The 25,979-nt window shown below is 61.3% G+C and carries 26 protein-coding genes; 9 read left to right on the forward strand and 17 right to left on the reverse strand.

The window, feature by feature from the left end:
- Positions 1-88 precede the first annotated feature (88 nt).
- Genes A9974_RS19605 through A9974_RS19610 form a run of 3 tightly spaced genes read right to left on the reverse strand, consistent with a single transcriptional unit; the run spans position 89 to position 1,812 of the window.
- A complete protein-coding gene (locus tag A9974_RS19605) occupies positions 89-1,327 on the reverse strand; it encodes an FAD/NAD(P)-binding oxidoreductase (RefSeq protein WP_183005849.1) in 1,239 nt (412 codons plus the stop codon).
- Between the two features lie 24 nt (positions 1,328-1,351).
- Positions 1,352-1,480 carry a hypothetical protein gene (locus A9974_RS29520; protein ID WP_255468246.1) on the reverse strand — a complete coding sequence of 43 codons (129 nt, stop codon included), beginning with the start codon at positions 1,478-1,480 and terminating at the stop codon, positions 1,352-1,354.
- Positions 1,477-1,812 carry a helix-turn-helix transcriptional regulator gene (locus A9974_RS19610; protein ID WP_025136594.1) on the reverse strand — a complete coding sequence of 112 codons (336 nt, stop codon included), beginning with the start codon at positions 1,810-1,812 and terminating at the stop codon, positions 1,477-1,479. Before A9974_RS19610 ends, A9974_RS29520 begins: the two co-directional genes overlap by 4 nt.
- 125 nt (positions 1,813-1,937) lie before the next feature.
- On the opposite strand from A9974_RS19610, the gene A9974_RS19615 reads away from it, so the two are divergent.
- The 4 genes from A9974_RS19615 to A9974_RS19630 all read left to right on the forward strand — a co-directional run bounded on the left by A9974_RS19615 (position 1,938) and on the right by A9974_RS19630 (position 5,298).
- The gene (locus A9974_RS19615; protein ID WP_183005850.1) at positions 1,938-2,801 is read left to right on the forward strand and encodes an MBL fold metallo-hydrolase; all 864 of its coding nucleotides are present in this window, start codon (positions 1,938-1,940) and stop codon (positions 2,799-2,801) included.
- Positions 2,802-2,900: 99 nt separating this feature from the next.
- Positions 2,901-4,367, forward strand: a complete 1,467-nt coding sequence (gene pap / locus A9974_RS19620) for a polyphosphate:AMP phosphotransferase (protein ID WP_183005851.1) — start codon at positions 2,901-2,903, stop codon at positions 4,365-4,367.
- 20 nt (positions 4,368-4,387) lie between these two features.
- Entirely contained in the window at positions 4,388-4,837 is a 450-nt protein-coding gene (locus A9974_RS19625) for an N-acetyltransferase (protein ID WP_025136597.1), read from the forward strand.
- Positions 4,834-5,298: an HIT family protein gene (locus tag A9974_RS19630; protein WP_183005852.1), complete on the forward strand. Its 465-nt coding sequence runs from the start codon at positions 4,834-4,836 to the stop codon at positions 5,296-5,298. Before A9974_RS19625 ends, A9974_RS19630 begins: the two co-directional genes overlap by 4 nt.
- 4 nt (positions 5,299-5,302) lie before the next feature.
- Here the strand turns inward: A9974_RS19630 and A9974_RS19635 are convergent, their stop codons facing one another.
- Positions 5,303-6,460: a glycosyltransferase family 4 protein gene (locus tag A9974_RS19635; RefSeq protein WP_370539660.1), complete on the reverse strand. Its 1,158-nt coding sequence runs from the start codon at positions 6,458-6,460 to the stop codon at positions 5,303-5,305.
- Positions 6,461-7,158: 698 nt separating this feature from the next.
- Here A9974_RS19635 and nhaA point away from each other — a divergent pair.
- Together nhaA and A9974_RS19645 are read left to right on the forward strand one after the other, a co-directional pair.
- Positions 7,159-8,382, forward strand: coding sequence for a Na+/H+ antiporter NhaA (gene nhaA, locus A9974_RS19640; protein ID WP_183005853.1), 1,224 nt, complete (start codon positions 7,159-7,161; stop codon positions 8,380-8,382).
- A 68-nt stretch (positions 8,383-8,450) separates the two neighbouring features.
- A complete protein-coding gene (locus A9974_RS19645) occupies positions 8,451-8,876 on the forward strand; it encodes a DUF488 domain-containing protein (protein WP_183005854.1) in 426 nt (141 codons plus the stop codon).
- Between the two features lie 55 nt (positions 8,877-8,931).
- On the opposite strand, the gene A9974_RS19650 is transcribed toward A9974_RS19645, so the two are convergent.
- The 3 genes from A9974_RS19650 to A9974_RS19660 form a co-directional block, all read right to left on the reverse strand.
- Positions 8,932-9,780: a lysozyme inhibitor LprI family protein gene (locus A9974_RS19650; RefSeq protein WP_183005855.1), complete on the reverse strand. Its 849-nt coding sequence runs from the start codon at positions 9,778-9,780 to the stop codon at positions 8,932-8,934.
- 29 nt (positions 9,781-9,809) lie between these two features.
- A complete protein-coding gene (locus A9974_RS19655) occupies positions 9,810-10,985 on the reverse strand; it encodes a hypothetical protein (protein ID WP_183005856.1) in 1,176 nt (391 codons plus the stop codon).
- Between the two features lie 114 nt (positions 10,986-11,099).
- The gene (locus tag A9974_RS19660; RefSeq protein ID WP_255468247.1) at positions 11,100-11,828 is read right to left on the reverse strand and encodes an N-acetylmuramoyl-L-alanine amidase; all 729 of its coding nucleotides are present in this window, start codon (positions 11,826-11,828) and stop codon (positions 11,100-11,102) included.
- A 336-nt stretch (positions 11,829-12,164) separates the two neighbouring features.
- Between A9974_RS19660 and A9974_RS19665 the strand changes: the two genes are divergently transcribed.
- Positions 12,165-12,950: a 3-hydroxybutyrate dehydrogenase gene (locus A9974_RS19665; RefSeq protein WP_025136604.1), complete on the forward strand. Its 786-nt coding sequence runs from the start codon at positions 12,165-12,167 to the stop codon at positions 12,948-12,950.
- 144 nt (positions 12,951-13,094) lie between these two features.
- Positions 13,095-13,757 (forward strand): thiaminase II, encoded by a 663-nt coding sequence (gene tenA, locus A9974_RS19670; RefSeq protein WP_183005857.1) that lies wholly within the window; start codon positions 13,095-13,097, stop codon positions 13,755-13,757.
- A gap of 269 nt (positions 13,758-14,026) precedes the next feature.
- On the opposite strand, the gene A9974_RS19675 is transcribed toward tenA, so the two are convergent.
- From A9974_RS19675 to A9974_RS19685, 3 genes are all read right to left on the reverse strand, one after another.
- The gene (locus A9974_RS19675; RefSeq protein WP_183005858.1) at positions 14,027-14,533 is read right to left on the reverse strand and encodes a cupin domain-containing protein; all 507 of its coding nucleotides are present in this window, start codon (positions 14,531-14,533) and stop codon (positions 14,027-14,029) included.
- Positions 14,534-15,095: 562 nt separating this feature from the next.
- A complete protein-coding gene (locus A9974_RS19680; protein ID WP_183005859.1) occupies positions 15,096-15,776 on the reverse strand; it encodes a hypothetical protein in 681 nt (226 codons plus the stop codon).
- A 1,392-nt stretch (positions 15,777-17,168) separates the two neighbouring features.
- Entirely contained in the window at positions 17,169-17,411 is a 243-nt protein-coding gene (locus A9974_RS19685; protein ID WP_183005860.1) for a hypothetical protein, read from the reverse strand.
- A gap of 291 nt (positions 17,412-17,702) precedes the next feature.
- On the opposite strand from A9974_RS19685, the gene A9974_RS19690 reads away from it, so the two are divergent.
- Positions 17,703-18,227 carry a transposase gene (locus A9974_RS19690; protein ID WP_183005861.1) on the forward strand — a complete coding sequence of 175 codons (525 nt, stop codon included), beginning with the start codon at positions 17,703-17,705 and terminating at the stop codon, positions 18,225-18,227.
- Between the two features lie 99 nt (positions 18,228-18,326).
- On the opposite strand, the gene A9974_RS19695 is transcribed toward A9974_RS19690, so the two are convergent.
- From A9974_RS19695 to A9974_RS19725, 7 genes are all read right to left on the reverse strand, one after another.
- Positions 18,327-18,665, reverse strand: a complete 339-nt coding sequence (locus tag A9974_RS19695) for a hypothetical protein (RefSeq protein ID WP_183005862.1) — start codon at positions 18,663-18,665, stop codon at positions 18,327-18,329.
- 203 nt (positions 18,666-18,868) lie between these two features.
- A complete protein-coding gene (locus A9974_RS19700; protein ID WP_183005863.1) occupies positions 18,869-19,225 on the reverse strand; it encodes a hypothetical protein in 357 nt (118 codons plus the stop codon).
- Between the two features lie 463 nt (positions 19,226-19,688).
- Positions 19,689-20,381 (reverse strand): transposase, encoded by a 693-nt coding sequence (locus A9974_RS29680; RefSeq protein WP_183005864.1) that lies wholly within the window; start codon positions 20,379-20,381, stop codon positions 19,689-19,691.
- 566 nt (positions 20,382-20,947) lie between these two features.
- Positions 20,948-21,223: a hypothetical protein gene (locus A9974_RS19710; RefSeq protein ID WP_255468249.1), complete on the reverse strand. Its 276-nt coding sequence runs from the start codon at positions 21,221-21,223 to the stop codon at positions 20,948-20,950.
- A gap of 81 nt (positions 21,224-21,304) precedes the next feature.
- Complete coding sequence (locus A9974_RS19715) at positions 21,305-21,904, reverse strand: hypothetical protein (protein ID WP_183005866.1); 600 nt, start codon at positions 21,902-21,904, stop codon at positions 21,305-21,307.
- Positions 21,905-22,120: 216 nt separating this feature from the next.
- Entirely contained in the window at positions 22,121-22,354 is a 234-nt protein-coding gene (locus A9974_RS19720; protein WP_183005867.1) for a hypothetical protein, read from the reverse strand.
- A 2-nt stretch (positions 22,355-22,356) separates the two neighbouring features.
- Positions 22,357-25,890 (reverse strand): hemagglutinin repeat-containing protein, encoded by a 3,534-nt coding sequence (locus A9974_RS19725; RefSeq protein ID WP_183005868.1) that lies wholly within the window; start codon positions 25,888-25,890, stop codon positions 22,357-22,359.
- Positions 25,891-25,979 lie beyond the last annotated feature (89 nt).

Here is a 25,979-nt window from a genome sequence, read left to right on the forward strand (position 1 = left end):
GCCCGCCCCCGTCAGGCCCAGGATCAGGCCCACACCGCCACCCAGCCCCAGACTGATGAGCGTTACCGAATAGATCATGCCGCCCCGCTCAGTTGCCCAGCGGACGGGCCAGCCATTCGCGGCCCTTGAGCATGCCGTTCCAGTAGATCCAGGGCAGCATCGTGGCCTTGAGGAACCAGGCGCTTTTGCGCGGCACGGTCGGATCCAGCGGGAAGGTGGGCAGCAGCTTGCCGCCGTAGCCGAATTCGGCCAACACGATGCGGCCGCGTTCCACCGTGAGCGGGCACGAACCATAACCGTCGTAGGTGACCGGCAGCGCGTGTCCTTCGCGTACCGCCAGAAGATTTTCGGCCACCGTCACGATCTGCTTGCGCGCCGCGGCGGCGGTCTTGGCGTTGGTGGTGCTGATGCCGTCGCCCAGGCCGAAGATATTGGCGTAGCGCACATGGCGCAGCGTGCCGGGGTCGACCTCGCACCAGCCGGCCGCATCGGCCAGCGCGCTCTGGCGCAGGAAGTCGTGCGGCACCTGAGGCGGCACCGCGTGCAGCATGTCGAACGATTTCTCGACCCGGGTGACGGCGCCCTCGGCATCCTTGACGTCGAACCAGGCCTTGCGGGCCGGCCCGTCCACCGCCACCAGCGCCGAATTGAACGCCAGCGAAATACCGTAGCTGTCGACGTAGCGCATGAGCGGCGGCACGAAGGCAGGCACGCCGAACAGCACCGCGCCGGCCAGGTCGAATTCGACCTGGATGCGGTCCAGCACGCCGCTGCGGCGCCAGTGGTCGCACGCCAGGTACATGGCCTTTTGCGGCGCGCCGGCGCATTTGATGGGCATGGCCGGCTGCGTGAATAGCGCCTTGCCGCCCTTCAGGCCGCGCACCAGTTCCCAGGTATAGGGCGCCAGGTCAAAGCGATAGTTGGAGGTGACGGCGTTCTTGCCGAGGGTGTCGGCCAGGCCGTCGACCTTGTCCCAGGCCAGCCGCAGGCCCGGGCAGACGATCAATTGCTGGTAGCTGACGGCGCTGCCGTCGGTCAGCCGGACCTGGTTGGCTTCAGGCTCGAAGCCCGCGGCCGCGGCCTGCAGCCAGGTGGCGCGAGCCGGCATCACGGACCGGGTCGGACGCACCGTCTTGGCGATATCGAACGCGCCGCCGCCCACCAGCGTCCAGGCCGGCTGGTAGTAATGCTTGTCGCTCGGCTCGATCACCGCGATGCGCAGGTCCGGACGGCGGCGCAGCAGGCTGGCGGTAACGCCGATGCCCGCCGATCCGCCGCCCACCACCACCACATCGAAATCGCGCTGCGCCTGTGCGGCTGTCTGCATGCTTGTCTCCTGTTGGGCCAGCCTTCAAGACCGGCTTTTGAAATACTGAATGGCCGAGGACAACGCCATGCCAACGGCCATCGCGGCAACGAAGATCAGCGCGCCTCCCGCGGCGGCCGTCCAGGGCGTGAAGGCCGTCCAGTCGATCGTCATTTCAGTGACGCCATGGCGCGGCCGCAGTACAGGCTGGAGAGGGTTTTCATGACCTGGCTGACTTCGAAGCTGGCCATCTGGTAGTAGACATACTTGCCATCGCGGCGCGTGGCCACCAGGCCTTCGTCGCGCAGCACGCCCAGTTGCTGCGACAGCGTCGGCTGACGGATGCCGGTCAGGGATTCGAGTTCGCCGACGTTGCGCTCGCCTTGCACCAGCTGGCAAAGCAGCAGCAGCCGGTCTTCGTTGGCCAGCGCCTTGAGCAGCGCGCACGCCTGGGAGGCGGATTCACGCAGTACGGCGACTTCGCATTCGGTCAGGGGGGCATTCATTTGATGAGGATCAATCGGCCGGAGAGAGTTTGATCATTATATTGACGCATAAACTATCCAACAATATTATTGAAAAATATATATTGTTGTGAGCACACGGCCGCCGTCCGGCCAAGGCGCCCCCCATGAATCCGCAGATCCAAGCTTTTTTCGACCCCGTCACCGCCACCGTCACCTACGTCGTGCACGAGGCCGCGCCGGGCGGCGCCTGCGCCATCATTGATTCGGTGCTGGACTACGACCCCAAGTCCGGCCGCAGCAGCACCGCCAGCGCGGACCGGGTCGTGGCCTACGTGCGCGAGCACGGCCTGAAAGTCGAATGGCTGTTGGAAACCCACGCCCATGCCGACCACCTGTCGGCCGCGCCCTACCTGCAACGCGAGCTGGGCGGCGTCATCGCCATCGGCCAGAGCATCCGCACCGTGCAGGGTGTGTTCAAGCAGATCTTTAACCTCGAACCGCAGTTCCAGCTGGACGGCTCGCAGTTCGGCCATCTGTTCACCGACGGCGAAACGTTCCGCATCGGCGCCATGACGGCCACCGCCCTGCACGTGCCCGGCCACACGCCGGCCGACATGGCCTACCGCATCGGCGACGCGGTGTTCGTCGGCGACACCCTGTTCATGCCCGATGTCGGCACCGCGCGCTGCGACTTTCCCGGCGGCGACGCCCACCAGCTGTACCGGTCCATCCAGCGCCTGCTCGGCTTGCCGGCCGGCACGCGCCTGTACATGTGCCACGACTATCCGCCCGCCGGGCGCGAAGCCGCCTGGCAGACCACCGTGGCCGAACAGCGCCGCGCCAACATCCACGTGCACGAAGGCGTCGCCGAAGACGACTTCGTGGCCATGCGCACGCGGCGCGACGCCACCCTGTCCATGCCCACCCTGATCCTGCCCGCCATCCAGGTCAACATCCGCGCCGGCCACCTGCCGCCCCCGGAAGACAACGGCGTGCGCTATCTGAAGATCCCGCTCGACGCGCTGTAACCCGGCCGCGGCACGGCGCCCCGGCCGCGCACTTGCGCGCCGCCGGGATATCCCGCAAGATCGCCCGATCGCAAGATTGCCGACCTGACGGATCCCCCTATGTTCGCCGAAGCCGAAGCCGACCCCAGCCTGTCGAAAGAAGCCTTCAAGCCGCTGGAAGCGCGGTTGCGCGTGGCGCTGCTGAACGCGCAGTACCAGCGCCTGCAGAAAGCCGAGAAGTCCCTGCTGGTGGTGGTGGCCGGCATCGACGGCGCCGGCAAGGGCGCCACGGTCAACCTGCTCAACGAATGGATGGACCCGCGCCACATCAAGACGCTGGCCTATGGCCCGCCGGAAGGCGACGAGCTTGAGCGCCCGCCCATGTGGCGATACTGGAAAGACCTGCCGGCCAAAGGCAGCACCGGCATCGTGTTCGGCTCCTGGTATGCGCCGCTGATCCGCGAAGCCGCGCGCAAGAAACCCAACCAGGACGCCATCGAAGCGCAGTCGGTCGCCATCCGGCGCTTTGAAGCCATGCTGGCCGCCGAAGGCGTGCAGATCATCAAGCTGTGGTTCCACCTGTCTTCCGAAGCCCAGCAGGCCCGCGCGCAGCGCCTGTTGGCCAGCCCCGAAACCTCGTGGCAGGTCAGCCCGGTGGACCTGAAAGTCCACAAGAAATACGACCGCATCCGCAACAGCGGCCAGGTCGTCATCAACCACACCGACAGCGGCCACGCCCCTTGGGTCGTCATCCCCAGCGCCGACGAAAACATGCGCGCCGCGCGCACCGCCGAAGCGGTGCTGGCCGCCATGCGCCAGCAGGCGGTGCCGCGCATTCCGGCGTCGTTCGTGGCCCATACCCGCCCGGCCCGCATCCTGGACCGCCTGGGCCAGCTGGACTACGACGCCAAGGTCGACCGCGACGACTACGAATCCGAACTCGGCCTGCTGCAGGGCCGGCTGGCGCGCGCCGCCCGCTCGAAGAAATTCCAGGAACGCTCGCTGGTGCTGGTGTTCGAAGGCCAGGACGCCGCCGGCAAGGGCGGCGCCATCCGCCGCATCACGCATGCGCTGGATGCGCGCCAGTTCGACATCACGCCGGTAGCCGCGCCCAACAGCTACGAGCTCGCGCGCCCCTACCTGTGGCGCTTCTGGCGGCACGTGCCGCGCCGCGGCCGCATCGCCATCTTCGACCGCTCCTGGTACGGCCGGGTGCTGGTCGAACGGGTCGAGAAACTCACCCCGCCGTCGCACTGGCGCCGCGCCTACGCCGAGATCAACGACTTCGAGGCGCAGTTGGCCGGCAGCGGCGCGCTGGTGCTGAAGTTCTGGCTGGCGGTCACCGCCGACGTGCAGCTCGAACGCTTCAAGGACCGCGAGAAATCGCCCTTCAAGAACTTCAAGATCACCCCCGACGACTGGCGCAACCGCGACAAATGGAAGGACTACGCCGCGGCCACCAATGAAATGCTGGCCCGCACCGACGTCCAGCACGCCCCCTGGCATCTGGTGTCGGCCAACGACAAGCGGTACGCTCGCCTTCAAGTGCTGCGGCACATCGTCGAAGCCCTCGAAAGCCAACTCTGACCCGCAAGAGGACCCGCCCCATGAGTTCCGCCGACATCCGCCCCGTGGTCGCCGCCGATTTCGACGTCTGGCTGCCCCTTTGGAAGGGCTACCAGGACTTCTACCGCGTCGACATCGCCGACGCCGTCACGCGCAACACCTGGGCCCGCTTCCTGGACCCCGCCGAACCCATGCACGCGGCCCTGGCCTACGACAGTGGCAAGGCGGTGGGCATGGTGCATTGGATCTTCCACCGCTCCACCTGGACTGCCGGCGACTACTGCTACCTGCAAGACCTGTACGTGGACCCGGACACCCGCGGCACCGGTGCCGGCCGCAAGCTGATCGAACACGTCTATGCGCAAGCCGCCGCCGCCAACTGCGCCCGCGTGTACTGGCTGACCCACGAAACCAACGCCACCGCGATGCAGCTGTACGACCGCATCGCCGACCGATCCGGCTTCATCCAATACCGCAAGGTGCTGCCGTGAGCGCGCGCGACCCCAACTGTCCGCTGTGCCAGGAAGACGGCGGCACGCTGCTGTGGCGGGGGCCGCACCTGCGCCTGATCGAAGTCGACGACCCGGACTACCCCGGCTTCACCCGCGTGATCTGGAACGCCCATCTGGCCGAAATGACCAGCCTGTCCACCCATGGCCGCGACCTGCTGATGCGGGCCGTGTACGTCGTGGAAGAAGCGCAGCAGTCGATCCTGTCACCCGACAAGATCAACCTGGCCTCGCTGGGCAACATGGTGCCGCATCTGCACTGGCACGTGATTCCGCGCTGGCGCGGCGACCGCCATTTTCCCGACCCGATCTGGGCGCCCGCGCGCATCGCCAAGGGCGCGGAATCCGCCGAATGGGCCGAGCACCAGGCACGGGTGCAGGCGCTGCTGCCGCGCTATCGCGACCGGCTGGTCGAAGCCATGAACGCCTTGCTGTGGCACTGACCCCCTAACCGCACACCCGCCGGCCCCGCTCGGCCAGCCAATCCAGGTACAAGCTTTCGACCTGGGTGGCGGCCACGGCCGGCGTGAACCTGCCCGTTCCCAGCACGTGGGACCTGCCCGCCGCCCCCATCGCGCGGCGGCGTTCCGGGTCGGCCAGCAGGTCATCCAGCGCCACGGCTAGCGCCGCCGCATCACGCGGTGGCACCAGGATGCCGGAGACGCCCGGCAACAGGGTTTCCGGCACCCCGCCCACGTTGCCGCCGATGACGGGCAAGCCCAATGCGGCCGCTTCGATGAACACCGTGCCCAACGCCTCTCTGCGGGTGGGCAGCGCGAAGATATCAAACGCCGTCATGACATTGCCAATGTCTTCCCGACGGCCCAGGAAATGGATGCGAGCAGCCAGGCCCAGGCCCGCAGCCTGGGCGCGCAGCTGTGACAACATGGGTTCACCGTCACCCGCCAGCACCAGTTGCGCCCGCGGGTACTTGGCGCTGACGCGCTCGAAGGCATCGAGCAGATCGGTAAGCCCCTTGTCCTCGCGCATGACAGCCACGCAACCGATAACGAGCGCATTCGAGGACAGGCCAAGCTCGCGCCTGACGCAGATGCCCTCGTCCGCCGAAGGCGGCTCGACGGGGGAATAGACCATGCCGATCTTCTGTGGCGCCACGCCGCGTTCCAGCAACTGGCGGCGAACGAAATCGCTGACGGCGATGACCCGGTGCGCCAGCCAGGTGTAGGCATAAAGGGAATTGATGGGTTTGGCCAGATGGCGCGTGCGGACAATGAGCGACGTGCCCGCCATGCGGGCAGCGATGGCCGCCAGCACGGTATCGCGCCGGCTATGGGTATTGACGACGTCGAAAGGCGTGCACCGCAGGAGCCGGCGGATTCCTCCCACGGCGCGCCGGAAATCGCGCAGGCCGTCCATGGGCAGCGCATGGACGGTGAACCCCGCCGAACGCAGGCGGACGCCCAGCTCCGCCTGCGGCTGGCACACGGCCTCGAGATGATGGCCGCGCTGGCGCATCGCCACCATTTCCTTGTAGATGCTGTATTCCTGTCCGCCGTAGGAAGTGGCCGCTTCGGTATGCAGGATGCGCAGGCAAGACCCGCGGCCTTGCGGCCGCGCGGCATCGGCCAGGTCCCATCCCGGAATGCCCAGGTCGTCGTGGTTCCAGCGGCTGCCCAGCATGACCAGGTAAGCCTCCAGATATTCGCGGTCGTCCGGCGCAATGGGCGCCACGCCTGGCAGCGCATGCTCGCGGGGGCATTCCGCCGCGGCCAGCCTGCGCCCCAGCCAGACGCGGATCATGCCAAGCGGCGACAGGGCGAATCGGGCTCCGCCGGCGGTCCAGGCCCGCACCTGCTCGCTGGGCTGCAGGGTATCTACCTGGTAGCGCGGCCCCGGCCGCTTTATGGCTTGCAGCTTCACGTCCACCAGCCTGGCGGCCCCGTTCGCCCTTGGCAAATACTTCAATACATGCAATGTTGCCAAGGCTTGTCTCCCAAGCGGATTGATCAAACGCGGCGGTGACCCGCCGCCAGGACAAGCGCCACGTCGCGGTCCATACATGAACGAAAGCCTATAGAAATCAGCACGGCGCTCCCATCGGAACGGTCCGATATTCATTAAGATGCGATGTACCGACGCCTGGACGCCGCCAATCTGGCGGCAGGACGTGGGCCGACCTCACCTCGCCCACGACGAGTGCCGCCCGCCGTCAATGGTGCAAGTTTCTGACAATTGCCCAATATATCGACGAAAATAACGATAATTGGCGGCAATCTAGAGTCTTTAAGTTAAAATTCAGCTTCTTGAATTGAATCGCTTTAAAGGCAATAAAGGATGCTCCAGTGACCCCGCAGGCCCCGCAATCGTCAACCCGGTCCGTTTCTTTCCTGCAGGCGTTCCTTCGCTCCGAGGCATTGGGTGGCTACGTATTGATGCTGGCGGCCGCGGCCGCCCTGATCATCGCCAACAGCCCGCTGGCGCCTCATTACTTCGATGTGCTGGGCACCAAGTTCGGCTTCCACGTCGGCACGGTGATGCTCAAGGAATCCGTGCTGCACTGGATCAACGACGGCCTGATGGCCGTGTTCTTCCTGCTGGTCGGCCTGGAGATCAAGCGCGAAGTGCTGGACGGCCAACTGCGCGGCGTGTCGCGCATCGTGCTACCCGGCATCGCAGCCCTGGGCGGCATGGTGATGCCGGCCCTGATCTATGTGCTGATCAACCTGGGCACCCCGGACACGTTGCGCGGCTGGGCCATCCCCGCCGCCACCGACATCGCCTTCGCCCTGGGCATCCTGGCATTGCTGGGCAGCCGGGTGCCCACGTCGCTGAAGATCTTCCTGACCGCGCTGGCCATCCTGGATGACCTGGGCGCCATTGTCATCATCGCGCTGTTCTACACATCCGAGCTGAATCTGTTCGCCCTGGCCATGGCCGGCGCGCTGCTGGCTTGCCTGGTCTGCCTGAACCGCGCTGGCGTGCTGCGCCTGACGCCGTATCTGCTGATCGGCGTAGTGCTGTGGTATTTCGTGCTGAAGTCCGGCGTGCACGCCACGCTGGCCGGGGTAGCCCTGGCGCTGACCATCCCCCTGCGTCCGCAAACCCAGGGGCATGGCGGCGCATATTCGCCGCTGCATGCGCTGGAACATGCGCTGCACAAGCCGGTGGCCCTGCTGATCGTGCCGGTGTTCGGCTTTGCCAACGCCGGGGTGTCGTTTGCCGGCATGGGCCTGTCCAGCCTGGCGCAGCCGGTGCCGCTGGGCGTAGCGCTGGGCCTGTTCCTGGGCAAGCAGCTGGGCGTGTTCGGCTTTGCCTGGCTGGCCATCAAGACCGGCATGGCCAGCCTGCCGCGCCATGCCAGCTTCACGCAGCTGTACGGCGTGGCCCTGCTGTGCGGCATCGGCTTCACGATGAGCCTGTTCATCGGCGCGCTGGCCTTTACCGATCCGGCCGCCGTCGACGCCACCAAGATCGGCGTGCTGACCGGTTCGCTGCTCTCGGCCGTCGTGGGGTTCCTGCTGCTGCGTACCCGCAGCGGGGCGCCCGCGCCCGACGCGAAGGGCTAGCCGGCCGCGGCGGCGCCTGCGGGCGCCGCCGCGGTAGTAGACTGGCCGCTTCCCTTGCAGGAGCCGCCATGAAACCGTCCGCCATTGCCGTGCAACGCGTCTATGAAGGCACCGGCCCCGACACCCACTACCGGGTCCTGGTGGATCGCATGTGGCCGCGCGGCCTGCGCCGCGCCGACCTGGGCCTGGACGAATGGGCCAAGGACATCGCGCCCACCGCCGAACTCTGCAAGTGGTTCAGCCACGTCGATGAGCGCTGGGAAGCATTCCGTGAAAAATACCTGGCGGAACTGGCCGCGCCCGAGCAGCAGGCCCGCATGGCGGCCTTGTTGCAAGCCGCGGGCGAGCGGCCGTTGACCTTGCTCTACGGGGCCCGCAATACCGCCCACAACCAAGCGGTGGTGCTGCGGGATGCGCTGCAGGACTACGTCAAGCGTCAAGGGCCTGCCCGCGCCAGAGCCGCGGCAAAGCAAGTCGCCAAACGCGCCGCGTGAATGCGGCGCGCAGCGCGCGGGCCGGGCGCCAGCACGAACCGGGGCCGGACGCCGCCTACTTGCCAGCGGACGCCGGGTTCGACAGCGGAAACGTCTTGTCCGTCAGGCAGGCCTGCAGCCACGGGTAGTCGTCGCTGTCATCGATGTCCACGGCCAGCTTGGCCAACGGCGACGTCGGATAGTCGACCTTGTGCACCTCGGGGCCGGTGTTCCAGCGCGCATCGTCCGCGATGCTGCCCGGGCAATTGGCGTCGTTGCCGTTGAACGAGCACGAGGCCACCGGCACGGGCTTGTTGTCGACCAGCTTGGCCACATAGCGCTGCACGTACACCGAACCCGTGGCCCAGTAGTCTTCCACGCTGCAGACCCGGTCATTGTTCTGGTAGTGGCGGATCGCGAAGCAACCGTAGACCTCGTAAGGCGGCAGCACGTCGCAGGATTCGTCGTAGCCCGAGTACGGGCCGCCGGTAAATTGCTTGCGGAATTCACGTTGGCGCAGCGCCGCGCCGATCATGGCGGGCGTATTGCTGTTTTTCGGGTGCGCCTTCAGGTCCGCCGTGCGGGCCTCGATCAGCTTGGCCGCGATGCTGCCCGGCGTGGCGTCATCGTCCTGCAGCGCATCCGGATTGCCGGCCACCCTTTCCAGCGCACGGTCACGCGCGTTCACCCATTGCCGCTGGCCGTCCTTGATCGCCGCGCGGATTTCGTCATCGGGCGCCTGCTTCAACAGCGCGGCATAGGCCCGATTCAGTTCGGCATCCGCCGCCACCGCCCTGCGATCCGAGCAGATCAGCTTCTCGGCCTGCGTGCCGGCCTTCTGGCAGTTGATGGCCAACGCCTGCGCCGAGAGCACACCCAGACCCACCACGCACAACAGTTGCGCCGCGCGGACTTTCAAATTCATTGCAATGCTCCTTGGCGCCAGCCGCCACATCAGCGGCTGATGACTTCACTGTCTTCCATGACAATGCGATAGCGGTTGCGCAGGTCAAGGATGTAGGTGAAATTCGACGTCCCGGTCGCGGTCTTGCCGCGCTCTGGGCTGGAAACCTTGTAGTCGTACAGGCCCACCACCATGCACATCTGGTCCTTGCACTTGGCCTTGAGCGAGTTCTGGTCCACCACGAAGCGGCGGACCGGCCAGCGCGCGAAATAGGCCTGCTTGTCGGCCAGGATCTCGGACTTCGGGCGCTGCTTCTTGAAGTAATCCACCGTGTCGGCGTAGAACTCCCGCGTGAAATTCATGGCTTCTTCGTTGGTGCCGCTGCCCGCCTGGATCATCAGCGCGGCGGCATTGATCGCCTTTTGCTCGTCGGAAATCGCGGCGGGCGCGGTTTCCTTGGGCATGTAGGGGTTGGGGACCTGCGCGGGTACCGGCGAGGATTCGGCCGGCTTGCGCGGCGGCAGGCGCTGCTCGTCGGCGGGTGCCTGGGCCTGCGACGGCGCGGCGGCCGGCTGCGGCTGCGGCTGCGGCTGCGGCGCGGGCGCCGGTGCGCTGCGCGGGGCACCCTGCTGCGGCGCGTTGCTGGCGGTTTGCACGTTGCCCGTGCGGTTGATGCCGTACTTGATGATTTCCTGGGGCGTGAAGAAATACATCTCTTTGGACGGCGTGCTGAACATGATGCCCAGCACGTCGGCCGACACGCCGTACTTCGGCAGGGTCGCGACGATGTCCGACACGCCGAACTGCGCCTGCTCGCCCGTCATCTCGGGCGCGGAGATCTGGTGCACGCCCAGGCGGCCCTCGGCCAGGCGCTGACGCCCGGCAAAGAACACGAACGAGCACGCCGATGCACAGTAGCTGTCCTTGGGAATGTAGGTGTTCAGCCCGCGCTCGTAGACCTCTTCGGCCACCACCAGCCCGATGTGGACCAGGCCGCCGCCGTTGTTCTGCAAGATGAGGGTGGAAATGGTCGGATGCTCACGCAGCGCCTTCTTCAGGTTCAGCATGTCGTTGGCGCCCACCGCGCCTACGTAGATCAGCAGGTTCGGCTGGCTGGGCAGGAAGAAAAACGGGCCGTAGCGCTCGGGCTCCTCTTGCTGCGGCGCGGCCGCGGGCGTCTGCGCCGTGGCGGCCGACAGGCCAGCCAGGGACATCGCCATGCTCATACCCAAAGCCGTTAGTGTTCTTTTCAGCATCATCAGTCCTTTTCCACGGAACGCCCATTGCAGCGGGATTTTATCCATCCCGCCCGGCAATGCCACCCCCCCGCCCCCTGCCCGCTACCGCTTCTGGCAGGCGTGCGTACCGCTCGCGATCGCCTGCGCCAGGCGTGCAATGGTCTGCGGTTTGGCCAGGCGGGCCTCGTCATCGGGGTTCACGATAACCCCTGCCTCGACCAGTACCGCCGGCATCTTCGCCGTCTTCAACACCGCCAGCCCGTCATAGCGGTGCACGCCCAGGCGGCGGTCCAACAGCGGCCGGTTCTCGCCCGAGATCGGCTCGGCGTGGTACAGCGACGGCTTCTCGCCCGCCGCCACCAGCGCTTCGCCGATAGCGCGGGCGCAGCGCAGGCTGTCTTCGTATTTGGGATTGAGCTGCGAGACAAAGATGGCAAAGCCGGCGAAGTCGCGCTGGCGGCCCGCGTCGATGTACTTCTGCTGCATCGAATCGTGGTGGATCGAAATGAAGAAATCCGCGTCCGGCGCCGTCAGCGCCCGCCGCCCCAGCGCGATTTCCGCGCCGTCGGCCGACACTCGCGTCACGCGGTCGCCCAAGGTCTTCAGGTCGGTGGCCACCGCCGCGCTCAGGTCCAGGTTGTACAGGTATTCGACGCGGCCGCTGGCGCCCGTGGCGCCCGGCTGCTTGGGCGTGTGGCCCGTGTCCACCACGATATAGGCCGCCTGCGCCGACAGCGCCGACAGGCCCAGGCACGCCCCGAAGGCCACGCGCCGTACCCACCGCCCTGCCCGGGCCCCTGCCACCACCTTGATGCCCGCCAGACTGCTCATGACTGATGACACGCTTGTCTTCGCTTTGTAAGAAATGAAGGCCACTGGCCGATCGCCGGACCCGAATCCGGCGGATTCTCGCGCAGCCAGCGCCAACCGGCAATGGCCGAATTCAACGCACGGGCGCGCTTGGTAACAGAAGCCCCTGCAGCCGCCCCGCCGGCGCGCACGCGCCGCATCCGCCCCCAGGGCGTCCCACCGGAAGCAAATGACATAAAAAGTTACCCTGCCCGCGCGTTCAGGCCGCTCTCATCCTGAGGCGCTACCATCAAGCCATGCCCCACGCATCCGCGGGCGCTACCCGGCTCGCGGCATCCTTACCCGGAGGTTCCCAGCATGAGCAATCTGAACGGAAAAGTCGCGGTCGTCACCGGCGCCGCCAGCGGTATCGGCAAGGAAATCGCGCTGACCCTGTCACGAGCAGGCGCGGCCATCGCCATCGCGGACTTGAACCAGGCTGGCGCCGACGCCGTGGCCCGTGAAATCGAACAGGCCGGCGGCAAAGCCATGGGCGTGGCCATGGACGTCACCAACGAAGACGCCGTGAACCAGGGCATCGATCGCGTGGCGGCCGCCTATGGCAGCATCGACATCCTGATCTCGAATGCCGGCATCCAGATCGTGAATCCCATCGAGAATTTCGCCTTCTCGGACTGGAAGAAGATGCAGGCCATCCACGTGGACGGCGCCTTCCTCACCACCAAGGCCGCGCTCAAGCACATGTACAAGGACAACCGCGGCGGCGTCGTCATCTACATGGGCTCGGTGCATTCGCACGAGGCATCGCCGCTGAAGTCCGCCTACGTCGCCGCCAAGCACGCCCTGCTGGGCCTGGCGCGCGTGCTGGCCAAGGAAGGCGCGGCCCACAACGTACGCTCGCACGTCATCTGCCCCGGCTTCGTGCGCACGCCCCTGGTCGAAAAGCAGATTCCCGAGCAAGCCAAGGAACTGGGCATCAGCGAAGAAGACGTGGTCAAGAAAGTGATGCTGGGCGACACGGTGGACGGCGTGTTCACCACCGTCGAGGACGTGGCGCAGACCGCGCTGTTCCTGTCGACCTTCCCCAGTGCCGCGTTCACCGGCCAATCGTTCGTGGTCAGCCACGGCTGGTACATGCAATAAACCGCCCTGCCCGGACGAGTCGCAACCAGAAAGGCTGCCCCTTGCGGCGGCCTGCCTGCGCCCGATCCCTGGTCTTGGTACCCTTGAGCCCGCAACCGCGGCGCGCACCCTTGCGCCCCGTCTGTTTTCGCTTTGAGGAATGCCATGACTTTCAGCTCTGACGCCTGGGCGCGCAACGCCGCGCTGTACGACAAAACGCGCACCATGCCGTTCAACCAGGAACTGGCCAGCGGCCAGCTCAGCGAACAGGCGTTCCGTCATTACATGATCCAGGACGCGCATTACCTGCTCGCCTTCGGCCGCGCCCTGGCCGTGGCCGCTGCCAAGGCCGATCACGCCGACGGCGTCGTGCAATTCGCCGACGCCGCCAAGAACGCCGTGGTGGTCGAACGCAGCCTGCACGAAGGCTTCATGAAGCAATTCGGCATCGACGCCCAGACCTTTGCGTCCACCCCGCTGTCGCCCGCCAGCCACCACTACACCAGCTTTCTCATCGCCACCGCCTGGAGCGCGCCTTACCCCGTGGCCCTGGCGGCGCTCTTGCCGTGCTTCTGGATCTACGCGGAAATCGGCCGCGACATCCACGCCCGCGCAACGCGCCCCAACCCCTATAGCGCGTGGATCGATACCTACGCCGGAGAGGAATTCCACGCCCTGGTCCGCGACGTGATCGCATCGGTCGACCGGGCCGCGGACAAGGCGTCGGCGCAAACGCGCGAGGACATGCACCGCGCCTATACGCATGCGGCGCAGCTGGAGTGGATGTTCTGGGATTCGGCGTACCGGTTGGGGGAATGGCCGGTTTGAGACGACGCCTGTCAGATAGGCAAACCTTGATGCTTACCGACGGGCCGTACTACTGCTGATAGCCGCCAAAGCCTTGGGGCTCGCCCAACGCCACCGCATCCGTTGCCCCGATGGCCGCCGCGCAACGCTAAGTGCACCCTCGCGTTGCCCGGGCAACCCGCGCATGCCGTTTCTTGCCGTCACGCATCCCGGCGTTCATCGCTTTCAGTCCGCCTTTGGTCCAGGTCAGCCTGCCGCCGAATACGCGATGCGCGGCGCTCGATTTGCGTTCATGCCTTCGAGTGCGGTGCGAGCTGCGCAATATATTCTGCGTAATCTGGAAACGCCTGGGCCAACGCCGCCGCATCCGCAAGTTCGAATTCAGAAAACTCGAAACCCGGTGCAACCGTGCAGCCCACAAGCGCGAGGTGCTCAGGCGCCGCACAGCGTGCGCCAAACCAGCATCCCGCTGGCACGATTGCCTGGAATACGCTGCCCGGATGGGTAAGCGGGTTACCAAGCCGGTGGATCGTCAGCCCCCCACCCTCGCTGAGCACCCACACCTCGAGAGGATCGCCAGCGTAGAAATGCCAGATTTCGTCCGAGCCGATCCTATGCCACGATGAATACGCACCATCACAGAGCAAATAATAGATCGCCGTTGATGCGGAGCGCACCGCCCCATCTGCCTGCCTCAAAATAGAATCGGAAGCACGATAGGTTTCACGAAAGTAGCCACCTTCGGGGTGGGGCTGCAGGTCAAACTGCGCAATCAGATCGGCGGCAGAAATTGGCATGGCACGTAATCAATAAAATAATGAATTAACCAAGCAACATACCGATCCGCCCTGCATGCCTCAGATCAAACGTTGCAAAAAATGCGCCAACCACGGGATTTCTGATGACGGGCGCTTGATTCTACTCAGATCCCCCCCTGCGTGCATGGGTCGTGCGTTCCCAAATCGATGGGATCGACCGCTACGTCCTACCCCGCTACGGCCAGGCATTCGAGCCCGCGCTGTGGCACCTGCCGCCGATGCCTGCCTGACAATTATGCGGACCATTGGCGCGACGGGAAGCCTTGGTCAAAGATCTCTTGCGAGGGCTCAATCGCCAGAAGGAGACGCTATCGAGCTTTGCTCACCCGCATTGCACTATCGGGCCGCAATCAGGGGCCGAAAGCGTAGTCTGACGCCTTATTTGTGTGCTGCCAGCGTCATACCGGCTGAGAATATTGGGATTGATGGCGGAGCACCCGCCAAGGCGCCGCCCGGCAACAACGCAGGCGCCATGGAACGCAGCATGGCAATCATCTACCGATCGCTCAAAAGAAACGATTCGCCACGGACCACGCGGCGATCACTTGCCATAGGCATCGCGAGGCTCGGCCAGACGGAACAACCCCGTCTTGCCGCATTGATATGGATAGGCCTCGGTGCAGCGCTTGCGCATCGTGCGCGCCAGCTTCTGCGCCATATCCGCCGCGATCCGCAGGCCGTCTGCGGCCGGTCCCCGATTGGCATAGTCACGCAAGGAGATCGGATAGGCGTCTTCGGCGTAGCCCCGGTATTCACCCGATACGGCGTCATACAGCCGCACCTGGATGCTCACCGACGGGCCGTACTGCTGATAACCGCCAAAGCCATGGGGTTCGCCCAACGCCACCCCATACTTTGCCCCGCTAGCCGCCGCGTCTTCCTTCAAGGTCAACGGCCACTCGGAACCCGGAATTTCCTTGCGCAGCTTGAACGTCGCCTTGATGCCGGCAGCGTCCATCGCGGCGGGTAGTTCGTTGTTCAGGGCTCTACACACGGCCTCCGCCGCATACAACGCAGGAAGCGCCGTGCTCGCGCCGATCCAGCCCGTGTCATCGAGCTTCTTTTGAAAATCGCAGTCCGAGATGTAGATCAGCACCGGGCTGATCACTTCGTCGGGCTCGGGGTTCGTGGCCAGCGGCTTGGCCGGTGACCCCATGATGAAAGCGCAGCCGGACGTGAGTAGCAACGCGCAGGCCGTGGACGCGAATTTGAATGAGCGCATGGGGGTTGTATCCAATCGGACCGTGGCTGCCATGTGGGTCTACAAACTTGAAACCGCCCGCACGCACCGGGTACGTGCACGGCTGATCCGGTCGGTCAGTTCTATTAATGTTGGGGATTCGAGTACTAACGGCCGGACACGAGCGCTATTAAGTAACCCGCGAGAAGACCCGCAGCCGTTGGTGGGAATGTACGGGACAAGTGACCGCCGTTCCATCGGATGAGTCTGACTTTTGTGTTCCAACGCAAGATGCGACGCCGCGGGCTTAGGATGCGCGCGCTTTGGCAATCTATGCAGCGATCACAATGCAAGGGACTGTTAGCCTTCGAGTCGGTCTCGGTCTGCACAGCGTTCGATTTATATCGCGACTACCCAACAATCCGGATAGAGCCGACTTGTTATTGAAGCGCCACGTGGCGCGTCTGGCCACTTCTTTCATTAGTCGAGCTACCCCACTCACGTCGTCGCCCGACGTAAGCAAAAGATGCGCGTACTCGTCATCAGACAATAGACGTGCAACTGCACGCCTAGTTCGATTTTCTTCTCATTGATATCCACCAGGCACGCGTCGTAGTCATCCGCCTACACGAATACAACTTTACGGCTATGACCTCGCTGCACAACGTGATGCGGGCAGTGGAGAACGACTACTCTGGGCAGCCTAGGAGCCATGGCACAGTTATCCATGAACGTAACTGTGGCGAGCCTAGCACTCGCTTGAAGGGATGAAGAGTAAAGGTGGATAAATAGGCCCTATCTTCCAACGTCAGATTGGACTAACCTTCGGCCAAAAACGTAGTCTGACACCTTACTTTTGACGCCATGGGAGGATTGTGATGAATTCGTGGGGAAACCTCAGAATCTGACACCTTATTTCCACCAATCTCGCCACATATTTTCGGCACGATCGACTTTTTTCATCATTTCAATCCTTTGTAATAGGGTGTCAGACAACACCTTATTTCTACTCAAAGTCTAACATCTTGTTTTAATTTCGCATGATTTCCCTAGAAAGATCTCCGTGCATTACAAAGTCTATAAACAATTGAGAGACAAGAGAAAAATCAGACGTTATGGCTGATATTGGATAAGGCTCCCCAAGCACAGACACCAGACCCCTTTCCGTAGAAGTTGTAAGCGTCCGAACTAGGCACTCTCCATCCTCAGAATTTTCCTCAAGCATTAGAAGATATTTGAAACCATCCACATAGAGGCGGAGCCTGCAAGGCCCAACCTCAGAAGGTGGCTCTAGTCGCGCGACCAAAGCTCCAGACCGATCGTTGGAAAATTCTTCCAGACGCGATTTCAGCGCCTCTACGCTTGGGTTGATCAGAGCTGCGAATTGCACTCGCCCTTTCTTAGCATCAATTAAATACCCTCCAATCGTTACAATCATCGCAACTCCTTTATAGATGTCATTCCTGGACGCCAAAAATATGTCATTGGAACATCATCTTTTGTGGCATGGATAGTCACATATTTTAGACCAGCCTTGTCAGCCGCTGCTGCAATATCGCCTAGACAATATCCACATACATCCTTTCCTTTGACAACAATTGTCATTTCGGCGCCCTGCGTCTTCCCGGCCCTATAAGCCTGCTCGATAACGCCAATCTCCGCATGAGCATTAGCCATATTGCCATTTGGAAAATCCTTACCTTTTTTGTATCTTTTCCAAAACTCTCTCTGCAATAAGAGTTGGGTCGCCAGACAACATCTCGTACCCAGGCCTAGATGTCTGATTGGCACAAATAAGGTGTAAATAAGGTGTCAGACTACGTTTTCCGAGGTACTCATCGGACTGAAAACGTAGTCTGACGGTATCTTATTTTTCAAGCACCGTGGCGCCGATGCACGGATGATTACGCAGCAGCCAGCTCAAGGCCTAAAGATCTGGGCGAGCACGAAATGATCCGAGCGCGTCCCGTGCAAGCGCCGCTCGTGCTGTATCGCAAGCCGCCCCAGCAACGCCAAGCCTTGACACAATTCAAGTGGAGAAAGCGCAGCAGCCACAGCGAGGTCTGCGCCCGGCGAGAAAGCGAGCCTTGGTTGCGGTGCGCATCGCCGTCGCTGGCTGATACCAACGCGCATGAGATTGTTGAGATTTACCGCAAGCGCATGAGCATCAAATGCACCTTCCGCAGCTTGAAGTCCCATCAGTTCGGCTTCTCGTTCGAGGACAGCCAAAGCGCGGGCGCTGCACGTTTACAGATCCTGCTGTTGATCCACGCGCTAGCGACATCTCTGCCGTGGCTGGTGGGTCAGTTGGCCGAGCGCGAGAAACTGAGGCCGGCCTATGAATCCAATAATCGTAAAGACCGGCCGACCATTTCGTTGCTTAAGCTAGGGGCCATGATCTATGCCGAGCGCGCGCTGACTTTGACTGAGGAGTCGGTGCTTGGCCTTTTGCAAAGAACGCTAAAACCCTTAGAACCCATGGGAGGATTGTGATGAATTCGTGGGGAAACCTCAGTGTCTGACTACGTCTTCAAAGCGACCTCTTCAGGCCAAAAACGTAGTCTGACACCTTTTTCCATCAGGGGTCTTCACTCAGAATGATGTCCCGCTCTCGCTCAAAGATGGGATAAATAGTCGGATCGTGGTCGTAAAACGCTTCATAAAAGCCGGATGCCTGCCAAGCAGCCGGCGAAACCCCGCTGAAATCTCATTCTTCCACTCGCGCCAATTAGATGGAATCATGTCGCTAACAACTTCAAAACACTCGGCCTGATGGCTCCCCATCTGCGGCCATTCCCCTTCGGGGTGGCGGTTGATTATTCCGTAGTTGCGCCGCCCACTTTGATCAACAAATATCGACATAACATGATAGGTATGTCCAAGCGATAACCAAGATGAGAATTCAACCTCTCTTCCATCTGCGTCCAGCAACCGAATGCATCTTACTTTCATGGCTTTGACACCCCAGACAGAAATAAGGTGTCAGAAATAAGGTGTCAGACTACGTTTTCAAAGCGACATCTTCAGGCCAAAAACGTAGTCTGATACCTTATTTTCTTCAGGCCGAAAACGTAATCTGACACCTTGTTTTCCAGGCTACCCTTCGACCGAAAACGTAGTCTAGTACCTTGTTTTCAAAATTGGCCACACTTAGACCCAGGGTACGCCATAATAATTTGAAATGTTTTCAAACCGTTATATTCCGGGAGAATAAAATCATATTGTTCACGCCCTCTACAGTAGAGAATAGTATTAGCCTCCTTCACTCTCAGAGCCCCTGCATCCTCGAAGAATTTTTTATTCACCTCTTTTGTCGTGAACTTCCAACTTGAAGAGGAAAACTCCACGATTATCAAACCAGATCCGGGCTTCAAATTCTTATATTCATAGACAGGTTCACCATTTACTTCCTTTATTTTTTCATTCAATCCAAGCATTTTTTCATAAACCACTCCCACATCATTGGGCGACCTAATAATTACGAAAATCATTAGGAGAATCCAGACGGGAATAACCAATAAAGCCCATTTTCTAGCCGGAGCGCGCACAAGAATCTCCAGATTTACCACTATCGAAAGAATGGAATTTTATACCCTGTATCTGCTCCCCAACCAGTTCCAGCGCTTATGCCGGGAGTTCCGACTCCTACTTCTAGGGATGTCTCGCCACCCATTGCATGATTCACGCCTACGCATAGCCAACCACAATAGGAACCCTGCACGCCCCCCCCTGCAGGAATGCATCTATCCTGGCGGCACGCTGCTTGGCATCGCGAACATCATTCGCCAACAGTGATCCGAAATTTAGACTCGTGTTGGCGCCGACTGGAACAGTTCCCCCCATTCCGGAATAAACCCCCCCGTCATATAGGTTAATAGTCACCACCCCACTCGCCCCGAAGGCCGAGATTTGAAAAGTCACGTAGTCAGGACGATCATTAAATAAGGTGTCAGACTACGTTTTTCGAGGCCGCCCACGGGCCTTGGGCACGATTTGACGCCCTAGAGATAGCTCGAGCGCCGCACTATATTCAGCGTCCGCAGTAGGATGCCCTTCTCTACTCGCCCGACGCATCAGTGCCAACTCATCGGCAGACTCCACGCTCTGCACGTAATCACGGTAAGCCTTGCGTCGTTCTGACTCGCTATGGGCCAACCCCAAATAGACTGAATGCATGTCTAACTCGCGACTGCCGCATGATCCCATCCTTGCCCTATAACTGGACCACTGATAATCTTCGCAACGCGCGACCATGCCCGCCCTGACAGGGTTGAGTTCTATATATCGCATACATGCCAACAAATAGGTTTCTGTCTGCACCAGGCTCGATTTATATCGAGACTCCCACAGCGAGCCTGAGCGAGCCGACCTGCCATTGAAGCGCCGAGTCGCACGCCGGGCTACTTCTTTCATTAGCCGTGCTACCCCACTCGCGTCGTCGCCCGGCGTAAGCAGAAGATGCACGTGATTCGTCATCAGACAGTAGGCGTGCACTTGCACGCCTAGCTCCATTTTCTTCTCGTAGATATCAGACAGGTACGCGTCGTAGTCATCGTCCGACGCGAATACAGCCTGACGACTGTGACCTCGTTGCACCACATGATGTGGGCAGTGGGGAACTATCAATCTAGGAAGCCTAGGGGCCATGGCACGCGGTTGTCCAAGAACATAACCGTGGCAGCCTAGCACTTGTCTCAAAAGGTGAAGAATGAAGGTGGACCAATACGTCCTACCGCGCTGCGCTGGTCAACTCAGGCTACGCCTCGGCCAAAAACGTAGTCTGACACCTTATTTCTGATGCCGAGCGCGTGCTGACTTTGACTGAGGAGTCGGTGCTTGGCCTTTTGCAAAGAACGCAAAAGCCCTTTGAACCCAACGGAGGATTGTGATGAATTCGTGGGGAAACCTCAGAGTCTGACACCTTATTTCGCTTTATTTTTAATTTGGTATCTCTCGCACGTACGAATTAAACACCCCTCCCCCCTCATCAATATGCAGCCGTTTACATACTGGACATATATAAACAACAATTGAACCATCGTTTATCAGAGTATAAAACTCTTCCTCTGACAGCCATTTTCTTGCCAAAACATCTCCAACCTCGTATATTTTTTTCTCTGAAACCAGATTCCATTCGCACCCACCATCATCCTGGGACAAATTAATAACATAGCCACACACACATCCGAATTTTGGCATCATCAACCTCCATATTAGTTTCTATCAGATCTCACTATACTTCCATCGCTTTTCTGGAAGATTATCGTATCTATCCGCTGAGCGTTTGGTTTACCCCGAACTCTGGCTACAACAGTACGCATATCCTCGCTCGAAATATCCACTTGAACCATGACGCCATTAGCCTGGCTTGCCTTCTTTTCAATGCCTGTTGGTAGCTTTGCCAAATTTAAACCTACCGGCGAATAGACGTCGTTCATGCCTAGTCCTTCCACCTTTAGATCGGCCGTCCTAGTATCTTTTATGCCCAACGAAGATTTGGTGACTTGAAAGGTGACATCAAAACCAAGTTGAAAAATAAGGCGTCAGACTACGTTTTCAAAGCGACCTCTTCAGGCCGAAAACGTAGTCTGACACCTTATCTTCGTCTGGCCCGTCAGCGCCTTTTGGCCCGCCTCGTCCCGAATGACGAGGGTGCCGCCGCTGATAGCGCTTTTCGTGGTGGAACTGGCTTCGCCATTGGCCCCCATCGCAATGGGTACATTGGCGCTCACGCCGTCAAAGCTGGGCAACATGGAGCCCGGCGTGGCCTTGCTACCGCCAGCGACGTTGCCCTGGCTGTCGGTACCGATGGCGCTGTTGCCACTGCCGGTACCCTTGCCGTTGCCCCCGGCCCCGCCAACGTTCAAGCCACCACCCAGCTGGACAGACTGCCCGTCATAACTGGCCCGGTTCTCGATGTCCCGGCTGGTCAGGGTTCCGGGGACCAGCACGTTCTTGCCATCGGCCACAGCCTTGTCGCTGCTGGCGATGACGCCGCCAATCAACCCCGTGTTCTTGCCTACGTTCAACTGGAAGCCGCCATCGCCGGCCCACATACCCGTCTGCTCGGTCACGCTGGCGTATTGGCTGTTGATCTTGGTCTGGCCATAGTTTCCGCTGACGCTGCTTGCCCCGTAGCAAAGCGGTGGAATGCACAGGCTGACCCGCACGCCGCCGCTGCGGTCGCGCGCCGCATAGTTGCTGATGTCTTGCAGGCTTTCGATGATGAGGTTGCCGCCGACGGTGGCAACGATTTGCGCCGTGGGGAAACCTCAGTATCAGACTACATTTTCAAGGCGGGAAACGTCGTCTGAAATCTTATTTTATTTATTTAGTATTAAATAATTTTCTTGAAGATATTTGAAAAATCCTCATGGCCTGACATTTTATTTATCTAATTTATAAACTAAAGCACCTCCATCAAATCCATCCCAAAATATCGATATCCGGTCACAAACTGGACATTTCAACATTATTTTCATTTTCTTGTAAATTTCTTCTGCATCGACACACCCAGAAAAATGATCATAGGCCTCATCAGAAATAACCAGCCATTGATCGCGGCTTGGAATTTCCCCCAATCGAAAGCAATAGCCACATTCACACATTCTTTTCGGCATAACTATTTTCCAATAATTACTATGTCAGAAATATTCGTTGCCCCTGCACCCCTAACACGCTGCAAAATATTATTTAACTGCTCTGGCGTCGCAGACGAGCGGGTCAAATCCAGAACGATACCTATAGCTTGCGAATTCTTATTAGCAACAGCAGAGACAATACGATTCGGATTTCCGGTAGTTGGAGTGTACACATCATAAGGTACGCCATTCACGAGCAAATCCGAAGTGCCCCCACCTGCCCTCGTACCGGTTGGCGCGCGAAGCAAGACGTCGTTGCCGAGATCCGCCATATGTTGTGCCGCAGCACGCTCACTCGCTGAAAACTGCCCTGGGCCAATTGTGAGTCTTCCTCCATTTTTTGCAGTCTCATTTAATATCAGCCCAGGCCCTTGAGGGGCAGGCATCGGAGTCTCACTCCCCCCAGTATGCGTACCGTCATCCGGTTTCGACGGCGGCGTCCCGCCGGGCGGAATCAGATCGCCAGGAACAGTCGGAATGCTTAGATCGACGCCTCCCCCTGGCGTACCCGGCGTCGAAGGCACAGAGCCCCCATGCTCCTTGCCATCATCGACCGGCAACGGCGGCGGAGATGTCTCGCGCCCGAGAACACCATCAAGTTCGCTGAACAGAGAGTCGCCAAGCGCCGCCCCAATTCCGGTTAAGGCCGCGCTCAATACATAGACAGCCCCATCCTTCATCTTTACGCCGAGGACGGCAACTTCACCTGACACTTGCGCAACCACGCGCTGACAAGTTGGGGTCGTGGCACATTTAATTGAAGCTGCCTCCACGCCCAATATGACGACCGGGGCCCAGTTGTTCTCCGTTTCGAATATCGCTGCGTTGCTCGCCGCGGCGGGGTCCAGCCCTGCACTCGCCGCAATACCAGCCATAAGGCTCGACACGAGATTGCGGCGCGCCTCAACTTCACTAGGGGTTGCTCCGTTGGACGGCCCCATCAGTGCATTGACAATGCTGCCGGCCCCTGCTCCAAGCGCCCCTGCTCCACAACTGGCGCCTTGACCAGCAGCACCGGCGCATCCAACGATCGCGTGCAGCGCAGCACGGGCCGGCTCAGTACCAGGCCCATCTCCTAGCGACGCGATAATCTTCTTAACGCCCGCAGCCCCCAATCCCTGCAGATAGTTGACTGCAGCCGCCTGAACAAACTCGGCTCCCGAGCCTGTGACATTGCCGCCGGCCGCCGCAACCAGCGCCGTCATGATCTGCCGATAAGCGCCATTCGGTGCCCATAGTCGCGCATCTTCAAGCTGCGACATCAGTTCGAATGCTCGAGCGTTATCGGTAGCCCCACCCTTCTTAAGCTCGTTGGTCAGTTCTTGTTCAAGCGCCTGTCGCTCCGCCGCCCGATTCGCCAGAAACGTCCCCGTCTCCTGCGCCAAGGTCTTGGTCACCTCAAACCCCGCCCGGACCTCCTTCTCATCAAAGATCCGATCCAGCGCGTTCAACGTGTCCTTGGTATCCCGGTTCAACGCGGCAATCGCTTCCGCCGCGGTCTGGCCCGTCAGCGCCTTTTGGCCCGCCTCGTCCCGAATGACGATGGTGCCGCCGCTGATGGCGCTTTTCGTGGTGGAACTGGCTTCGCCATTGGCCCCCATCGCAATGGGTACATTGGCGCTCACGCCGTCAAAGCTGGGCAACGTGGAGCCCGGCGTGGCCTTGCTGCCGCCAGCGACGTTGCCCTGGCTGTCGGTACCGATGGCGCTGTTGCCACTGCCGGTACCCTTGCCGTTGCCCCCGGCCCCGCCAACGTTCAAGCCGCCACCGAGCTGAACAGACTGCCCGTCATAAGTGGCGCGGTTCTCGATGTCCCGGCTGGTGAGCGTTCCGGTGACCAGCACGTTCTTGCCATCGGCCACAGCCTTGTCGCTGCTGGCGATGACGCCGCCAATCAACCCCGTGTTCTTGCCTACGTTCAACTGGAAGCCGCCATCGCCGGCCCACATACCCGTCTGCTCGGTCACGCTGGCGTATTGGCTGTTGATCTTGGTCTGGCCATAGTTTCCGCTGACGCTGCTTGCCCCGTAGCAAAGCGGTGGAATGCACAGGCTGACCTGCACGCCGCCGCTGCGGTCGCGCGCCGCATAGTTGCTGATGTCTTGCAGGCTTTCGATGATGAGATTGCCGCCGACGGTGGCAACGATTTGCGCCGCGCTGGCCTGCGCGCCGCGCAGCACGGTATCGCCACCCGAACTGAGGGTGAGCTTGTCCCCCGCCACCACATGGGTGTTGTTCCAGGTGCTGTCCTGGCCGTTGCTCTTGCTGGTGCTGCCGCCAGCGCCGACGTTGATGGCAAAGCCATTCTGACTGCCGCCCACCGCAAAGCCCACGCCAATGCTGGCGTTGCTGCTCTTGCCGTCGCTCTTCTGGCTGGAGGTGTTTTGCTGCGCGGTGAGCAGGATGTCGCCCTCTGCATTCAGCAGCACATTGCGACCCGCAGTCAGGTTCGAGCCCGACACCGTGATGTTGGACTGAGCGCCCTTCCCCGTGGCGATGATGGCCAGGTCCCGGCCTGCCGAGATGGCCGAACCGCTGGCGGTGCTGCTATGTCCGCTGCGGGTCTGGCTGGAGCTGCTGGCGCCCACGTCGACGTTGACGCTGATGCCTCCCATCTGCGCGGGATTCTTCGCCACCGAGTCGTAGAGGTTCTTGGCAGCCAGGCCAGCGGCGACCGCCGCGACCGCCTGGATTCTGCCGTTGTTGGTGTCCTGTGCCGCATTGCGCATGCGGTCGATGGTCTCCACCGCCTTGATGACCGGGCTGTTGACGCTGGTCGTGACCGCGATCTGGCTGCTCTGCTGGAAGTCCCGGAAGGCCGAGGTGTCGAAGCTGCCGTCGATGGTGACCGCCTGACCGCCCAACAGCACATCGCGGCCGGCACGGATGTCGCTGCCGCGAATCAGCAGGTCTTCCTTGGCGATGATCGACACGTCGCCCTGGCGGCTGACGATGGTGCTGCCAGCGCCGCTGGTCGTCTTGCTGTTCTCCGTCAAACCGCCGCTGGTCTTGCGTATGCCGACCGCGTCGCCGCCGACTTCGCCGCTCAGGTCTCCGATGCTTTTGCTGCTGTGACTGCTGGTGTGATCGCGGGTAGCCGTGCCGGTGTCGATGGAAATCGATCCCTGGCTGGCGGACAGCCCCACGTTCTTGACAGCGTCGATGGCCGATCCCGTGATGCGGATATCGCCATCGCGGCTATTCATGTAGACCGTGTTGCCGGTGATCAGCGATGCCGTCTGCCAGGTGCCCGAGGCCAGGTCGCGCGAATTTGCGATCTGGCTGCCGTAGGGGAACGTCTTGACGCCGCTCGCGTTCGGACCGCCGTCGATGGCACGGCCCATATCGCCCAGGCTCATGCTGCCAAACGAGAAGCTGGTGCTCTTGCTGTCGTTCTTGCTGGATTGGCTGTACTGGTTCTGCGCCCCGACAACGGCGATGTCGCGCTTGGCATCCAGCACCACGCCGCCCTGGGCGCGCAGGTTGGAGCCGACTAGGGCAATGTCGCCATCCATCGCGCGGCCGCAGAAAATAAGGTGTCAGACTACGTTTTCAAAGCGACCTCTTCAGGCCGAAAAACGTAGTCTGACACCTTATCTTTTGA

Source organism: Achromobacter sp. UMC71 (genome assembly GCF_014170305.1).
In the GTDB taxonomy this organism is placed as follows: Bacteria; Pseudomonadota; Gammaproteobacteria; order Burkholderiales; family Burkholderiaceae_B; genus Achromobacter.

What these genes read in the sequence shown, in the direction of transcription:
- A9974_RS19605 (WP_183005849.1), bottom strand. Translation starts at nt 1,327, where the DNA reads ATGCAGACAGCCGCACAGGCGCAGCGCGATTTCGATGTGGTGGTGGTG.
- A9974_RS29520 (WP_255468246.1), bottom strand. Translation starts at nt 1,480, where the DNA reads ATGACGATCGACTGGACGGCCTTCACGCCCTGGACGGCCGCCGCGGGA.
- A9974_RS19610 (WP_025136594.1), bottom strand. Translation starts at nt 1,812, where the DNA reads ATGAATGCCCCCCTGACCGAATGCGAAGTCGCCGTACTGCGTGAATCC.
- A9974_RS19615 (WP_183005850.1), top strand. Translation starts at nt 1,938, where the DNA reads ATGAATCCGCAGATCCAAGCTTTTTTCGACCCCGTCACCGCCACCGTC.
- pap (WP_183005851.1), top strand. Translation starts at nt 2,901, where the DNA reads ATGTTCGCCGAAGCCGAAGCCGACCCCAGCCTGTCGAAAGAAGCCTTC.
- A9974_RS19625 (WP_025136597.1), top strand. Translation starts at nt 4,388, where the DNA reads ATGAGTTCCGCCGACATCCGCCCCGTGGTCGCCGCCGATTTCGACGTC.
- A9974_RS19645 (WP_183005854.1), top strand. Translation starts at nt 8,451, where the DNA reads ATGAAACCGTCCGCCATTGCCGTGCAACGCGTCTATGAAGGCACCGGC.
- A9974_RS19650 (WP_183005855.1), bottom strand. Translation starts at nt 9,780, where the DNA reads ATGAATTTGAAAGTCCGCGCGGCGCAACTGTTGTGCGTGGTGGGTCTG.
- A9974_RS19655 (WP_183005856.1), bottom strand. Translation starts at nt 10,985, where the DNA reads ATGAGCATGGCGATGTCCCTGGCTGGCCTGTCGGCCGCCACGGCGCAG.
- A9974_RS19660 (WP_255468247.1), bottom strand. Translation starts at nt 11,828, where the DNA reads ATGAGCAGTCTGGCGGGCATCAAGGTGGTGGCAGGGGCCCGGGCAGGG.
- A9974_RS19665 (WP_025136604.1), top strand. Translation starts at nt 12,165, where the DNA reads ATGAGCAATCTGAACGGAAAAGTCGCGGTCGTCACCGGCGCCGCCAGC.
- tenA (WP_183005857.1), top strand. Translation starts at nt 13,095, where the DNA reads ATGACTTTCAGCTCTGACGCCTGGGCGCGCAACGCCGCGCTGTACGAC.
- A9974_RS19675 (WP_183005858.1), bottom strand. Translation starts at nt 14,533, where the DNA reads ATGCCAATTTCTGCCGCCGATCTGATTGCGCAGTTTGACCTGCAGCCC.
- A9974_RS19680 (WP_183005859.1), bottom strand. Translation starts at nt 15,776, where the DNA reads ATGCGCTCATTCAAATTCGCGTCCACGGCCTGCGCGTTGCTACTCACG.
- A9974_RS19685 (WP_183005860.1), bottom strand. Translation starts at nt 17,411, where the DNA reads ATGGCTAATGCTCATGCGGAGATTGGCGTTATCGAGCAGGCTTATAGG.
- A9974_RS19700 (WP_183005863.1), bottom strand. Translation starts at nt 19,225, where the DNA reads ATGATTTTCGTAATTATTAGGTCGCCCAATGATGTGGGAGTGGTTTAT.
- A9974_RS29680 (WP_183005864.1), bottom strand. Translation starts at nt 20,381, where the DNA reads ATGGCCCCTAGGCTTCCTAGATTGATAGTTCCCCACTGCCCACATCAT.
- A9974_RS19720 (WP_183005867.1), bottom strand. Translation starts at nt 22,354, where the DNA reads ATGCCGAAAAGAATGTGTGAATGTGGCTATTGCTTTCGATTGGGGGAA.
- A9974_RS19725 (WP_183005868.1), bottom strand. Translation starts at nt 25,890, where the DNA reads ATGGATGGCGACATTGCCCTAGTCGGCTCCAACCTGCGCGCCCAGGGC.